The sequence below is a fragment of the Caproicibacter fermentans genome, from assembly GCF_014303955.1.
Lineage (GTDB): Bacteria > Bacillota > Clostridia > Oscillospirales > Acutalibacteraceae > Caproicibacter > Caproicibacter fermentans.
The window spans coordinates 2,172,565-2,187,455 of record NZ_CP060286.1; the positions used below are offsets into that span (position 1 = coordinate 2,172,565).

Consider the following 14,891-nt stretch of genomic DNA (forward strand, 5'->3'; position numbering starts at 1 on the left):
ATTTACAAGCATGCCTTAAGAATTGGTTATGATTTTGCCTTTTCCGTCTTCCAGTCGCTCACGACCACGGATTTTACGTCGTCCCATTTTTTGCTGCCCTGCGCGTATTCCAGAAGCGCGGCGCCGACGTTGTTCTTGTAATCCTGGCTCGGGAAGCACTCAAAGGTCCAAGGAACTGTTTTAATATCCTTTTTGGCCATCCAGGTGGTTACTTCCTTTGCAAGCGGATCATCCGGGCGCTCGCTGTCGGAGAAGGAATCAAACGCAGCAATGAAGCCGAGTTTGTTCGTGACGTAATCCTTGCCTTTGTCGCTGGTGTAAAGCCAGTTGAGGAAATCCTCGGAAGCCTTCTGCTTGTCTGCCGAAACCTTGCTGTTGATGCAGAAATAATTTTCGGTGCCGATGCACAGGCCCTGATTCTCCTCGCCCTTCACGCCGGTATAGATCGGCATGAATTTGATGTCGTCCGCCTTGACCACATTGCCGGAAACGCCGCTGATCTGCGCCCAGGCCCAGTTGCCGTTCTGTACCATCGCGGCTTTGCCGAGGGCGAACTCCGCCATGGAATCGTCAACCGATTTGCTGCCGAGCAGGCCGGGTTTTGTCGCGGAGTTGTTCAGGTACAGGTCGAATATGTTCTTGTAGTTGTCCGCGTATTTGAATGTGATCTCCTTCGCGGCCAGACCGGTTACCACGGTGTTCGCGTCCTGATCGCCGTCCTTAAACTCGTAGTACATCGGCAGGTTCAGCAGATGGGTCTGCCATCTCCAATCCTCGCCGGAAGCAAGGGAGGTCGATGCGAAGACGCCGTCAATGCCAAGGTCTTTCTTATGTTTTGTCATGTCCTCGACAACGGATTTCAGCGTTGCGAAGTTGTTGATCTGATCCGCCGAGGAAACGGACGCCGCTTTGTCGGAAAGGGCAAAGTATTTTTTCATGATTGCGTTGTTATAAATAATGCCGTAGCCCTCTACCACGTAGGGGATTCCGTAAACGCCGTCGCCGCTCGTCACCGCCAGGCTTTTTGTCCATCAGGTGGCTGTACAGCTCGGAGTCCTTCAGGTCCGCGCAGTAGTCCTTCCAGGTTTCGTAGCCGACCGGGCCGTTGATCTGAAAGATCGTCGGCGCGTCCGATTTCGCGATTTCGGATTTCAGGGTCTGTTCATAGGTGCCGCTCGCCGCGGTAACCACATTGACCTTGACTCCGGTTTCCTTTTCATAATCCGCCGCAATATCCTTATAAACGTCCGCGATTTCCGGTTTGAAATTCAGAAAATAGATTTCCTTTGCGCCGCCGCTTGCTGTGGAATTTGTCCCCTGAGACGAAGCCGCCTGAGAAGAGGAAGCGGTACCGTTGTTGCTGCATGCCGCCAGCGAAGCCGCCGCGGTCAGCGCCGCAACCGTCAGAGCCAGTATCCTTTTCAACTTTTTCATAGAAATCCTCCTTAAAAATTTATGATCGGCCGACCGGCAGTCCGACCGGCTTTCATAATTTTCTTCGCCTGAACGACCGGTGAACGCAACTCCGAGGCGAAGCAGAAAGCTCGAATATTTTTCGAAATATGTTTTCGCTTTCTAAATAGAGAATACCATTTTGCACTGTAATTGTCAATAACTTTTTTGCCTATTTTAGAAACCGTTCGTATATAATGCTGTTTTTGGGCGTTCGAAAGAACTGTTTTAATTTTTATTCGGGGCTGATTTGGCCTTTTTTCGGTCAGATTCCCGAAATATTTATGTTTTTTGTACCTGCCAGATTTCTTCGGCATATCCCGTCACGGTGCGGTCACTCGAAAATTTTCCCGAATGTACCAGGTTCATAAACTCTTTTCGCGCAAACGCCGCTTGATCGAGATAGTCGCTGTTCGCACGGAGCCTTGCCTCGCGATAGGAGTCGAAATCGTAGAGCAGGAAGTATTGGTCGGGCCTGTGCCAGGAGGCGCCCTCCAGAAGGGAGTCGGACAGCTCTTTGAAAATGCCGCATCCGCCGTCGTCCAGTGTGCCGTCCGTCAAAGCGTCCAGCGCGCGTTTGACGTTCGGATTGTTTTTCAACAGCGCCTTCGGATCGTAGCTTTCCCGGATCCGGTCCAGTTCTTCCACACGGGCGCCGAAAATATAGTTGTTCTCAAAGCCGGATTCCCGTACAATCTCGATATTCGCCCCGTCATAGGTACCCAGCGTCGGCGTGCCGTTGAGCATGAATTTCATGTTGCCGGTGCCAGAGGCCTCCGTGCCCGCCGTCGAAATCTGCTCCGAGAGGTCGGCGGCGCAGACCAGCTTTTCCGCGTAGGATACATTGTAGTTCTGTACGAACACCACGCGGATCAGGTCGCGGACGGCGGGGTCAGAATCGACCAAGCGGGCAATCTCGTTGATCAGCTTGATGATCCCCTTCGCGCGGGCGTATCCGGGCGCGGCCTTTGCGCCGAACAGGAACGCCGTGGGTGTAAAGGATTTCAGGCTGCCGTCCTTGATCCCAAAATAAAGATCCAGGATGGACAGTGCGTTTAAGAACTGGCGCTTGTACTCATGCAGCCGCTTGACCTGAATATCGAACAGAAAATCGTCCGGGATACTCACGCTTTCCTTTTTCAGGATATAGTCCGAAAGCTGCCGTTTCTTCTCCCGCTTCACCGCGGCGAATTGCTCCAGAACCGCCGGGTCGTCCGCAAAGCGCTCCAGCCGGCTCAGAAGATTCAGGTCTGTAACCCAGTCCTTTGTGCCCAGCAAACGGGTGACCAGCGCGGAAAGCTCCGGGTTGCAAAGGGCGAGCCAGCGCCGCTGCGTAATACCGTTCGTCTCGTTCCGGATCAGGCCCGGGGAGATTTCGTTCCATTCCTTCAAAACGCTGTTTTTCAGAATTTCGGTGTGCAGCTCGGCGACGCCGTTGACCGCGCAGGAGCCGTAGATCGCCAGGTTTGCCATATGCGCCGCTCCGTCGCGGATGACCCCGCAGGCCTTCAGATTTTTCGCGGCGGCGCCCCCCGCCGCGAGGAAACTCTTTTTCTGGTATTCGTCGATCCGCCGCAGCACCGCGCAGACACGCGGCACTGCCTTTTCGTACAACTCAAGGTCCCAGGTTTCCAGCGCTTCCGCCATGACGGTATGGTTGGTATACCGGAACGTTTTCCGCGCCGTTTGAAACGCGGGTTCAAAGTCCATTCCGTGTTCCTCGCACAGAATCCGGACCAGCTCGCAAACGGCGGAAGTCGGGTGCGTGTCGTTGAGCTGAATGGTGGTGAACTCCGGCAGCCGGGTAAAATCCTCGCCGTACCTTTCCACGAATCGTCTGAGAAGGTCTTGAACGGAAGCGCTGCAGAAGAAGTACTGCTGGCGGATGCGCAGCAGCTTTCCCTCGTCCGTGCTGTCGTTCGGGTACAGTACGCGGGAAAGGTCCTCCGCCCTGTTTTTCCCCTCCACGGCCCCGTCATAGTCCTGATCGTTGAATTTCGAAAAATCGAATCCTTCAACCGGTTCGCTCTGCCACAGCCGGAGCGTGTTGATCCGCCTGCCGCCGTAACCGATGACGGGCATGTCGTAAGGAACGGCCCGAACCGAAAAATCCCCGAAATCCACGTCTGCCGCGTCTCTGTCTTTTCGGATGGACCAAGGATCCCCGAAGCGGGTCCAGTCGTCCGCGGTTTCCGTCTGGAACCCGTCCTTCAGGCCCTGCCGGAACAGGCCGTAACGGTAGCGGATCCCGTACCCGTCCAGCGGATACCCGAGGGTCGCGGCGGAATCCAGAAAGCAGGCCGCAAGCCTGCCGAGGCCGCCGTTCCCGAGCGCGGCGTCCTCGATCTCTTCCAGAGAGTTCAGGTCGGAGCCGTTTTCCCGCAGAACCTGTCTGACTTCTTCCGTCATCCCCAGAGCAAGCAGATTATTGAAAATCAGCCTTCCGACCAAAAACTCCGCTGAAAAATAATAAGCGCGTTTTTGTTCCTGATAAATTTTTTTACTTTCCGCCCAAGCCGGCGCAATGCGGTTCATCAGGCATTTTGTAAGCGCGTTGTGCAGCTCGAACGGCTTTGCGCCCGCAATCGAGCAGCCGCACTGCGCAAGCAGCTCCCGGTTCAGATCCTCTGCCAGTGAACTTTTCTTCAATGCGAAACCCTCCCGTTTTTCTTAATGTCTGAAAGCGCTATCAGAATACCACATATTTTCGAAATTTTCAAGTGGTTTTATCGAAAATCACTTGTCCCTTCCGAGCATTCCGGTCTCCTCCGCCGCCGCGGCTCCGTGACGCAAAAAAACTGAAACGGAAAAATCCGTTCCAGTTCGTGATTTTTCTAAATGGATCAGGCTTTCGGCTTTCCGGTGGACTCCCTTACCACAAGTTCCGGCATTAAAAGCAGGCGGTTTACATGATTTCCATTCATGATCTGTTCCATCACCATGCAGACATTTTTCCCGATGGCGAGGCGGTTCTGCCGGATCGTCGTCAGGGACGGCGTTGTGTAAGACGCCAGCGGCAGATCGTCGAACCCGGCGACGCTGACGTCGTCCGGGACGCGAAGCCCCATGCGGTACAGCTCGCGAAGAACGCCGTGGGCGAGAAGGTCGCTCGCGCACACGATCGCGGTCGCGCCCTCACGGATAAAATAGCCGACAAACTTGTCGGCGCAATCCGCCATATAATCCCCGTGCGCCACCAGTTCCTCCCTTACGGTCAACCCGCACTTTTCCATTCCCAGACGGAAGCCGTCAAGGCGCTCCTGGGAAACACGGCTGATCGTCTCGCCGTTGAGCATCGCGATATTCCGATGGCCAAGCTCGGCCAGATGCTCCACAACGTGAAAAATCCCCTGCTGATTGTCCACGCCGACGCAGGCGACGTTTTTGTTGTAAACGACGTTGTCCAGCAGAACGGTCGGAATCTTTGTTTTTTGCATCTGCGCAATAAAATCATTGTGCAGGGTAAAGCCGAGCAGAAACCCCGCCGCGTAATGGTTTGCCGTCATGTAATCGTCGTAGTTGTATTCCGATTCCTGATTCATGGCGAGCGGAACGATGGAAACATCCCATTTTTTCGCCGCGGCCTCTAGCTTAAAGCCCACAATAATATCATAGCCGAATTGTTCAATTCGCTCGTAGCCCATATTTTCAATGAAAACACAAATTCTGGTCGGATCCGCTCCCGCGCGGTTCTGTTTGGGGACATACCCCATCTTCAGAGCGGTGTTCAGAATCAGCTGCCTGGTTTTGTCGCTGACGTCGCTGGCTCCGCTCAGCCCTTTCGAGACAGTGCTGACGGACAGGTTCAGCTCGTTCGCGATATCCTTGATAGTAGCCACTGCGTTTTCACATCCGATTTTTAATTTTACGAAATTTTCGAAACTAATCTTATTTTATCACAGGCCGGCGCCTCTGTCAATCTGCACCGAAAAAATCACCGTTTCTCAGAGGCGCGTCCTCCCGACACAGATTTGAAAACATGCGGTTCTTCTCCTCCCGTCAGGCAAAATCCTCAAATCCGGATGTATCCAAAGCCAGATCGCAGAAATCGCCGATTTTCATTTCTTCCAGATACCGTTCCTCGGCCGGAATCCACTTTTCGAGAAAATCATGCAGCCTTTTTCCGTCGCCCCGAAGAAAGATCCTTCTCTGCTGCACATTCGGCAGACAGGTCAGAAAGACGCGATAATCGAAAAAGTTCCTGAAGTCCGGGTGAAGGCAATAGCTCCCCTCAACAACCGCGAGGGGCTTCGGCTCCGCCTCCACCGGCGGCAGCATCGCCCCTTTTTGACAGGAATAGGGGCAATAGACGACTTTTCGCCCTTCGCGCAGCGGCTGCAGAACCTCTTTCAGAAGGCGCTCGCGGTCAATGTTTCCTCCGGGCTGTTTCATCCAGTCCGCATCGCGGCGCTCCTGCGGAACATAGAAGTCGTCGATATGAAACACATTGCAGCCGAACACCTCCCGGAGAAGGCCGGCCAGATAAGACTTTCCGCTTCCGCACCTTCCGTCCAGCGCAAGAAGAACGGGCCGCCGCGCATTAACATTGTGGGAAGCGGTCAGCTTCATGACGGCCCTGAAAACCGGCAGATAAGCATAATAGGCAGCCTTTGCGACCCGGTAATGCGGAGAGTAGTATTTCTGATATTCCGGGCTGTGACCGATCGGTTCGCACCCGGAGGAAACGTACCGCGAGAGAAAAGCGTCCATCTCCTCCCCGCCGACGGTGAGCTGCCCTTTCGCGGCCATATTCCTGAGCAGGCTCAGTTTTTTCTGAAACCGCATCCGGTTTCCTTCGTATGTTCTCGCCGTCGCGGATTGCATCCGGTTCAGCAGGGGGAGGAATTCCTCCGTTTGCTGGCCGGGCTCTAGGAAAACCCGGCAAAGTTCGTTTCCGATCGGTTCCATCCGAGGCCCTCGGCCTGTGTTCCCCTTTGGTGCCGGCAGGGAAAAAAATTCTTCCTTCAGCCGGTCCAGACTTTGTCCCGGATCCTTTAAAAAGTGGGAACACCCGAATTCATTCTGATACAGGAGCTTTACATAATCAGCGGGCTTCATATGAGGATACGCCCTGCTGTGCCACAGGATTACTTCGGTTAGCTCCTCTTCCATAATATCCCTCCAAGAGTCATTCTAATTTATTATAGCATAGGCGCGGGGGCATGTCGACCTGACCGTAAATACTTGTCACTAAAATAACAGCCGCCGCATAGAATGGCATACCTATTTTCGGGAGGAATCACAATGTCGAAAACAAATGGGAAAACGGATACCCAGGTTGACCGGGAGTTTAAAGCTCTGGCGGACTTTCTCAGCCCTTTCAACGAAAAAGAAGTACAGGACGCAGTGGAAAGGAACCTGGCGTTCTTTAAGCAGAATGACGAACGAAACTACCAGGCGGCCATCGCTTATTACAATAAGTATAAGCTCTGGGGACTTTACGCCCCGCAGTACGGTATCCGCGAGCTGGCGGAAAACCGGGCGCAGGCGCTGAACGGCCACATGGAGGACTTCGAGTGGCTTTATCAACGACTCGGCGATTACCGTTCCCGCGTGATCCTGACCAATATTCTGTATTACTGGCTGATGTCGAAATACCCTCGCATCGCGCAGATTCAGGACCATACGTTTCCGCAGTACTTCGACCTCGACCTGGTCCGCTGCGATAAAAACGAGGTGTTCGTGGACATCGGCGCCTACACCGGCGACACCGTTCTCAGTTATATCAGAACCTTCGGAGAGGATTGCTACAAACGAATTTACTGTTACGAAATTCTGCCCGCGGACATAGATCTGATCAAAAAAAACGTGGAGCAGAACAAGCTGAAAAACGTTGAGATCAGAAATAAAGGAGCCGCCGACAAGCCCGGTACGCTTTATTTGAACAGACCGTCGGATTCCGTTTCCTCCATCGCGCAGCTTGTGGAAACAGGCGACATAGAAGTTCCGACCGTTGCCATTGACGACGACATCAAAGAGCCGGTCACGTTCATCAAAATGGATATCGAGGGGGCGGAAGAACAGGCCCTCCTGGGCTGCCGCCGGCAGATTGCGGACCATCACCCGAAGCTGGCCCTCAGCGTCTATCACAATCACAAGGATCTATGGAAGCTGGCGAAAATGATCGAGGGATATGACCCCAGCTACCGTTTTTATCTGCGTTATTACGGGAACGCCCTGCTGCCGACCGAATATCTTCTTTACGCCGTCTGAGGAAAAAACTCTGGCAATAAAAAACGCGCCCGCCGTTTTCCGGCGATGGCGCGGTTTTTTGATTTCAAAGGCTCAAACGACCGTCACGACGCAGCGGCGCACGGGCTTTTCGCCTGAAACGGTTGAATACAGAGAAGTGGCGCCGGCGCCCGCCGCCGTAATCTTCACATACCAGCACCCCCGGCGTTTTTCCGGGATACGACCTTTACCGCCGCGGAATTGCCGCTGGAAAAGGCCGGAAGCCCGGAAATGCCGTTCGGCGTAAACTTGAAGGTATAGCTTTTTCCCTTTTGCAGGGTAATCGCGGACGGGCTGTCGGAAAGCAGCGAGATATCCCGGGCCTGCGGCGCGGGATTCGGATAATCACGGTAGGAATAATCCAAGTCCACCTGGGTGGAAACACCCGGCACGGTGCCGGTATGGGAGTACTGCCAGACGGTATAATTCCCGCTGTAGCGCGGCGCGCTCACGTCCACATGGGCGACCCATTTATCGTAAGGCGCAAGCACGGAGCCGGTCAGCTTGTTGCTGAGCATATCGGCATAGCTGTACACACCGGCCCGATACCCGGCGTCCGCGACCGTCTTGCAGAACGCCGCGGCGATGGCAGATACCTGCTCCGCAGGCAATGCGTACTGCGAGTCTTCCTCAATATCCAGGAACAGCGGATAATCAAGCGTTTTTCCGTTCAGAATACTCAGGCACACGTTTGCTTCCTTGACCGCGTCCGCCTCGTCGAGGGCATAGCTGCGGTAGTAAACGCCGACCTTAAGCCCGGCCGCCTTAGCCCCGTCGTAATTCGCTTCAAAGGCGGTATCCGCCTGCGAAAGCTCGTCGCCGTACCCGGCGCGCAGAATTGCAAAGCCGACACCGCTGTTTTTCACTGTGTTCCAGTCGACCGTCTCCTGTTTCTGGGAAACGTCGATTCCCTTCACGCCGACCCGAACCGTACAGCTTACGCTGCGGCCGTCTCCCGTTGTCGCCGTGACCAGAGCGGCTCCGGGTCCTGCCGCTTTTACCGTACCGTGCTCAACCGAAGCGACGGCGGGGTTATTCGTATTCCAAAGCATCCCGTAGGTAACATCCGCGCCCCGGAACGACACGGTCAGCTGAGCGCTGTCCCCCACGGCAAGGTTCATGCCCGACGCGCTGATTGCCGGAAGCATCACGTTCGCCGCCGACGCGGCGGAAGCCGGGATTGCGGCGGACAGTGCCAGCACCAGCGTTATAAGCAGGGAAATCCATTTTTTCTTCATGTTATCATCTCTGTTTCTGATTTTTCATTCGCACCCATTATACGCGCGGAGGAACTCACTGTCAATATCATCCAGCTTAGCAAAAGTCCTACTTGGAATTTGCTTTCCGCTTGTACCCGCTTCCCCATTTCAGCATTGCGTCCAGCACGGGCTTCAAACTGTAGCCCGTTATTCCTCCCGAATCATCTGGCAGTAAGGCAAATCCTCGAACCCAAGCCTGCGGTACAGGGAAATCGCCTTTTGGTTCGCGGGCTCCGCTTCCAGCCGCACCCGTTTCACATCCGGCGGCAAATGCTCTTTCAAATAAGCGAAAAATTCATGTCCCAGCCCGCAGCCGCGGAATTCCGGCTTGACATACAGCTCCTCAATCCAAACGACCATGCCGCCCGCCTCCTGCGAAAAGGTTTTGGCAAGCAGCGCGTAACCCGCCGTCTGGTTCCCGTACTCCAGAAAATAGGCCTCCGCGTACTCCCGCGAACGCATCAGCTCCTGAAACGCGGCTTCAAAATGCCGCCGGGGTATTTTGTGGCAGACCGCGTCGGAAGAGTAAAAATCCTCCGCCATTTCGAGATAGGCCTCCCGGTCGTCTTCCCTGATTTTTCTTACCATACCGGCGTTTTTCCCCCATTCATTATTTTTCCCGAAGGCTTCTCAGATTCCGGTTCCGATACCAGCATACGCTCAGTAAAAACCCGAGAACCCCGGTGCACAGAAACATGACCGCCATTCCGCTGCCGCCGCCGGAGCCCACAAGCCTTTGAAGCGCAGTGGCAAGCGGCGCGCGGCTTTTCAAAAAGGGCTCGAATCCGTAATCGGCCAACGCTCCCCCCAGCAGCGTTCCCAGCGGGATGGTACCGAACTGAACGGCATTTCTGACCGCGAAAACCCGCCCCTGAATTTCCTCCGGCACCGTGTGATATAAAATGACATTCTGGCCCGCCGCGACAAACGGAATAGGAACGCTCGCGGCAAGCGCCGCGACAATCCAAACCGGCACCGTCCGCCCCAGTCCCATCAGGACGTCGCCGAACAGGAAAGAAAACGCGGCGGAAAAATAGATCAGGCGGATTTTATTTTCGGGCAATTTTACAAAGGAGACAATCAGTCCCCCAAGGACACCGCCAAACCCAATCAATCCGCTGACAACGCCCAGTGTCATTTCGTTCTGCCCGCTTCTCGAAAGGATCATGGCAGGCAGGATGTTTTCATATGTAATGTTGGAAAAGAAATTCATGACCGCCATGCTGAAAATAAGCGAAAGCAGACCCCTGCGGCTAACCAGAAAACGAAACCCCTCCCGGCAGTCCGTTAAGAGGTGCCGCCGTTCGGTCTGCTCGCGATGTGCCCGGTGCTCCGGAATTCGGATCCGGAACAGAAGAACCGAAAAGGCAAAGAAAAAAGTCAGCAGGTCAAACGCAAGCACTCCCGCAAGGCCAAAGAACGAACTGGCGAACGCAGCCAGCGTGGGCGTCGCAACGGTAATCATGGATTTTGAAAACGAATTCATTCCGCTGACTTTTTCATACTGTTCCCGGGGAACCAAGCCTCCCAACCGCGACAGCCGTCGCCGGAAGCTGAAACGCGTTCATCGCCCCGGTAACCGCGTTGACCAGATAAATCTGCCAGATTTCAAATTTGCCCGTGAAAAATAAAGCCAGCACGGTCAGAGAACACAGCGACGCGATCGAATCCGTCCAGAGGAGAATTGGTTTCTTCCTGTGCCGGTCGGTGAATGCCCCCGCGAATAAACTGACGGCGACATACGGCAAATAGGAAAAGAAGGTTAACAGCGACACGGTCATCGCGGATTGCGTCCGTGCATAAGCCCACAAAATCAACGCGAATCCGGTCATGGAGCTGCCCAGCTCCGATATGGATTGACTGAGCCAGAACAGCAAAAATGTTCGATCCTGATTTTTTTTCACTCGGTTCCATCCTTTTCAGTAATCTTTATATACCAAAAAGTACAAAACCCGACGCGGACGATCCTGTAATTGCGCTCTGTACCGGCATCGCCCTTTGTCAGACCTTGTACAGAGTGAAAGCATTCATCATAAGAAACGGCGCACGCCGCATGGTTCTCACCCCCGATTTTTCGGCAATTCCCCCGTTCAGGTGGAAAGGCCGTCGATTTCCGTTAAGATTTCCCGTCTTTTGTCGCCGAGCAGCAGTTTGCGGTTCCAGCGGTCATACGGCTCGCTGCCGTTTTCCAGAATAAATTTAGAGCTGTAAAACCCGACCGTCAGCTCCGTGACAAACACGACCATCTCCTGGCTTTCGCCGAACGCCACCGCCATAAAATCAAACGCGCGGTGCAGCATGGCGGAGACCCGGTCGATTTCCATACTTCTGCGCCCCGTTTGCTCCGCAAACCTCTCTTTGACGAATGCGAACGCGGCTTCCGGCGTTTCAGGTTCTGCGGTGATCAGCTCCCGCGCGTATTGTTCCAGCAGGCGGACGCAGCCGTATTCCGCCGCTTCCTCATCCCGCCCGGTCTGCCCGTTTTCCCTTCGCCGGTTCAGCGAATCCTCCGCTTCCCGCGCAAGCTGCCGGAGCGCGGTCCCCGGCTCGGCGGCCTGATCCTCCAACTGCTTCTTCCATTCCTTCAACCGGCCGAAGACCGCTTCCGTCAGCCGGTCGGTCAGGAACGCCTCGCGGAATTTTTCATTCAGGCGGCTCAGCAGCAGCCCGATCACGCTCAGCTTTTCGTCAAACTGCGCCTTTTGCAGCATCGCGACCGCGCGCTCCGAAATGTTCCCGTTCAGTATTTCATCGACACGGTAATCTTCCCGGTATTTCTTGTAAAGCTCATAATAGTTGGCGAAGTCCTTGGCGGCCGCCGGGTTTTGGATATACTGCAAGACAAGGTCCTGTCCGACTTCAAGCCCGAGGCTTTCGCACATCTTCATCATTTCGGAAAGGTCTTCCCATCCGCGCGCCGTCGCGAACGCGACTCCGTCGGGCGTCGTTTCAATCCGGTAGAAATTTTCTTTGCGGATTTCCAGATAGGACAGGATGGCCCCGTGAACCGACTGGCGGTAAGCGTACTCCTTCCAGACGGAAAAGTCCGGTTCCACATCGATTTTCCGCACCCGGTCCAGCGTTACAATGTCAAATTCCCGCGCGGAGCGGTTGTATTCCGGCGGATTCCCCGCGGCGACGATGATCCAGCCCCGCGGCACCTTCTGGTTGCCGAACGTCTTCCCCTGCAAAAACTGCAGCATGGTGGGGGCCAGCGTTTCGGAAACGCAGTTGATCTCGTCGATGAACAGGATGCCCTCCTGGATGCCCGTCCGCTCCATTTTGTCATAGACGGAAGCGATGATTTCGCTCATGGTGTATTCCGTGACGGAGTACTCCCTGCCGCCATAGGATTTTTTCTGAATGAACGGCAGTCCGACGGCGCTCTGCCGCGTATGGTGCGTAATGGTGTAGGCGACCAGCGCCACCCCGCATTCCCGCGCGACCTGCTCGATGATCTGTGTTTTGCCGACGCCGGGAGGCCCCATTAACAGCACCGGACGCTGACGAACCGGCTCAATGCGGTAATTGCCGTTTTCATCCCGCTGCAGGTACGCCCTGACGGTATTCTGAATCTCTTCTTTCGCCTGTTTAATATTCATAGTGGGGCAAATCCTCCCAGTCCTCGTCTTGGTTTTCCTCCGCCGCGCCCGTTCCCTTCTCCAGATCGCCCGGCTCCAGAATCAGCTTCATCGCCCACGGCGGCACGTCGGCGTCGGTGAAGTCCTCCCGCAGAAAGACAAACGCGGCGTCATAAGGCGGCCGCTGCTTCGGGAAGACGCCCCGGCCGTCGGTAAAATAGATGAGGCCTTTCAAACAGCGGAACTCCTTTTGCCGCAGCAGCTCGTCCACATAGCGGAAAACCGGACGGAAATCGGTGCCGCCGCTGCCGATCAGCTCGAAATGCTCCATGTAGCCGCGCAGTTCCTCTTCATTTGTGATTTTACGGTCGGAGCGGACGGTTTCATCGCACTGGATGATATGGATATTGATCTTTCTGAAAAAGCTCTCCGTATCTTTTAAGATCGAATAGGTCTGTTCCAGAAACGAACGCACCAGCGCGCCGGAGCAGGACATCGAGGTGTCGACCGCAATGACGAACTCCTCGACTTTTCGGGTTTCGCGCGTTTCCTGCGGTTCTATCAGCGGCAGATTGCCGTAAAGGCGCATCCCGTAGGAATAGAAGCCCGGGTCGAAGGAATCCGGGTCCAGCCGCAGCTCTTCCCTCAGCACGGCGAATTTCTGAAGAAAGCGGCGGTAATCGTACCGTTCCCGGTTTTCCACCCGAACCTGCGAAAGCAGGGCTTTTGCGTGCTCGGCGGGGTCCTGCGCAAGCGTTTCCATGGCGGTCTGCATCTTCCTGCTGATGTCTTCCCATTTCTGCCGGGGATTCGGCGCGCCGGCGGGCGGGCGCTTTCCCGGGTCCGGCCAGAAGGAGTGGTCGTCGATTTGGAATTCCCGTTCCAACTGGACGCGCGCGTCGTCGGTCAGGCGCATTTTCAGCAGCATTTCATAGATTTTTTCCGCGGTTGGGACTTGGAACGTTTCCCGCATCGTACCGTAAAAATTCCTCCGGAACCAGGAGGGCGGCTGCCGCACGCAGCGCTGCGAAATGCCGTCCAGAACGGATTCCATCGCGATGTCGCAGGAAAGGTCCCACAGTCCGCGGTCCTGCCCCGGCTTTTTCCAAAGGTGGCGGAACACACAGTGCAGCACCTGATGCAGATACACACGGTTGACCAGAACCGGATTGCGGCGGTAACTGTAAAACAGACGGTCCGGGTCGTAAAACAGGCTCGTTCCGTCCGTTCCCATAAACCGCGCGCCGGGCGTCATTTGATAGGAAAGCGCGCTGAGCGCGACGTCAAAAAAGCGCATTTGAAGATACAGCTCCGTCCGCGACGCCGTCAGAATCTGTCCGCCGATTTTCTGCACCCGCTCCAATGTTTCGTTTTCCACCTGCGACCCTCCTTTCCAAAAGCCCTACAGGTCAAACGTCTTTTTCTTCGCGGCAAACCGCGCGTGCCGTTCCTGAAGCAAAACGCTGAGGCACCGCGCCCGTTCCAGCCGCGCGGCTTCCTCGGCCGCGCGGCCGATGCTTTCCGCTGTGAAAGCTCCGCGCTCCGCCAGGAAAGAAAGGCCCTCCGGGTCGTCGTCGCGGATAAGGAGACTTGCGGCGTCCTCCGCTTTTTCCTTCAGAAAGGCAAGGTACCGTCCCTTCGCGGCCGCCGTCAGGCGGACCGGACGGTGGAGCCTTTCCAAAGCGATTCTCAGCAGCGTTTCCGGGTCGGTCTCGCTCCGGGCAATCGGAAACTGGGCGTCGTAGCTTTCCGCGTCGAGTATGTCCTCCCGAAAGCACTGCCGGTAGCGAAAGCCCGCCCCGTGGATAAAATGCTCAAAGATGCGCGCGGGGCCGTTTTCGACGGACTCTTCGTAGTATTCCGGGAAAATCCAGACGGAATCGCCCTCTTTGGAGCGGAACACGGCGCGCACCTCCTGTTGGATATCTTCCAGAAGGCCGGGCAGACAGGTCGGTGCGGCCGAAGGAGCCGCAATCAGAATTTCTTTGAGGCCCCGGCAGTTCATAAAAGCCCCGTTGCCGACCAGCGCCGGCCCCGCGCAAAGGCCGACGCGCGAAAGACCGACGCAGTTATAAAACGCGTATTCCCCGATGGACCGGATTCCGGGCGGCAGCAAAAGTTCCCGCAGGGATTCCCCTCCCAGACACCGCTCGCGGCCGGGCGCCTCCGGTTCGCCGTCCGTGGCTTCCAGAAGCTTCGTCCCCGCGGGCAGGTGCGCCTGCGCGGCCTCATTGGAGGAAAACGCGTAAGGAGCGATCCCTGTCACCGGCAGTCCGCCGATTTTCTCCGGAATACGGACGTTGCTTCCGGTTCCGGTGCAGGAAAGGATGGAAGCGCCTCCCGGCACGGGGTAATACCGTATTTTCAT

13 protein-coding genes are annotated in these 14,891 nt (G+C 55.6%); 1 reads left to right on the top strand and 12 read right to left on the bottom strand.

Features of this window, described 5'->3' with window-relative positions; genetic code table 11:
* Window positions 1-26: 26 nt before the first annotated feature.
* The 5 genes from HCR03_RS10705 to HCR03_RS10720 form a co-directional block, all read right to left on the bottom strand.
* On the bottom strand, window positions 27-1,013 hold the full coding sequence (locus tag HCR03_RS10705) for an extracellular solute-binding protein (protein ID WP_407926802.1): 987 nt from the start codon (window positions 1,011-1,013) through the stop codon (window positions 27-29).
* The gene (locus tag HCR03_RS20575) at window positions 949-1,434 is read right to left on the bottom strand and encodes an extracellular solute-binding protein (protein WP_407926803.1); all 486 of its coding nucleotides are present in this window, start codon (window positions 1,432-1,434) and stop codon (window positions 949-951) included. Before HCR03_RS20575 ends, HCR03_RS10705 begins: the two co-directional genes overlap by 65 nt.
* 300 nt (window positions 1,435-1,734) lie before the next feature.
* Window positions 1,735-4,101, bottom strand: coding sequence for a glycogen/starch/alpha-glucan phosphorylase (locus tag HCR03_RS10710; protein WP_228724945.1), 2,367 nt, complete (start codon window positions 4,099-4,101; stop codon window positions 1,735-1,737).
* A 194-nt stretch (window positions 4,102-4,295) separates the two neighbouring features.
* Window positions 4,296-5,291 (bottom strand): LacI family DNA-binding transcriptional regulator, encoded by a 996-nt coding sequence (locus HCR03_RS10715; RefSeq protein ID WP_187034210.1) that lies wholly within the window; start codon window positions 5,289-5,291, stop codon window positions 4,296-4,298.
* 160 nt (window positions 5,292-5,451) lie between these two features.
* On the bottom strand, window positions 5,452-6,564 hold the full coding sequence (locus tag HCR03_RS10720) for a uridine kinase family protein (RefSeq protein WP_175391683.1): 1,113 nt from the start codon (window positions 6,562-6,564) through the stop codon (window positions 5,452-5,454).
* Window positions 6,565-6,696: 132 nt separating this feature from the next.
* On the opposite strand from HCR03_RS10720, the gene HCR03_RS10725 reads away from it, so the two are divergent.
* On the top strand, window positions 6,697-7,665 hold the full coding sequence (locus HCR03_RS10725; RefSeq protein WP_228724946.1) for an FkbM family methyltransferase: 969 nt from the start codon (window positions 6,697-6,699) through the stop codon (window positions 7,663-7,665).
* A gap of 164 nt (window positions 7,666-7,829) precedes the next feature.
* Here the strand turns inward: HCR03_RS10725 and HCR03_RS10730 are convergent, their stop codons facing one another.
* The 7 genes from HCR03_RS10730 to HCR03_RS10755 form a co-directional block, all read right to left on the bottom strand.
* Complete coding sequence (locus tag HCR03_RS10730) at window positions 7,830-8,921, bottom strand: GH25 family lysozyme (RefSeq protein ID WP_187034211.1); 1,092 nt, start codon at window positions 8,919-8,921, stop codon at window positions 7,830-7,832.
* 168 nt (window positions 8,922-9,089) lie between these two features.
* A complete protein-coding gene (locus HCR03_RS10735; RefSeq protein WP_187034212.1) occupies window positions 9,090-9,530 on the bottom strand; it encodes a GNAT family N-acetyltransferase in 441 nt (146 codons plus the stop codon).
* Between the two features lie 22 nt (window positions 9,531-9,552).
* On the bottom strand, window positions 9,553-10,464 hold the full coding sequence (locus tag HCR03_RS10740) for an MFS transporter (RefSeq protein ID WP_330600998.1): 912 nt from the start codon (window positions 10,462-10,464) through the stop codon (window positions 9,553-9,555).
* On the bottom strand, window positions 10,442-10,846 hold the full coding sequence (locus HCR03_RS20315) for an MFS transporter (protein WP_330600999.1): 405 nt from the start codon (window positions 10,844-10,846) through the stop codon (window positions 10,442-10,444). The genes HCR03_RS10740 and HCR03_RS20315 overlap by 23 nt, the downstream gene beginning before the upstream one ends.
* 186 nt (window positions 10,847-11,032) lie before the next feature.
* The gene (locus HCR03_RS10745; RefSeq protein WP_187034213.1) at window positions 11,033-12,544 is read right to left on the bottom strand and encodes an AAA family ATPase; all 1,512 of its coding nucleotides are present in this window, start codon (window positions 12,542-12,544) and stop codon (window positions 11,033-11,035) included.
* A complete protein-coding gene (locus tag HCR03_RS10750) occupies window positions 12,534-13,901 on the bottom strand; it encodes a vWA domain-containing protein (protein ID WP_228724947.1) in 1,368 nt (455 codons plus the stop codon). The genes HCR03_RS10745 and HCR03_RS10750 overlap by 11 nt, the downstream gene beginning before the upstream one ends.
* A 24-nt stretch (window positions 13,902-13,925) precedes the next feature.
* On the bottom strand, window positions 13,926-14,891 hold the full coding sequence (locus HCR03_RS10755) for a leucine-rich repeat protein (protein WP_187034214.1): 966 nt from the start codon (window positions 14,889-14,891) through the stop codon (window positions 13,926-13,928).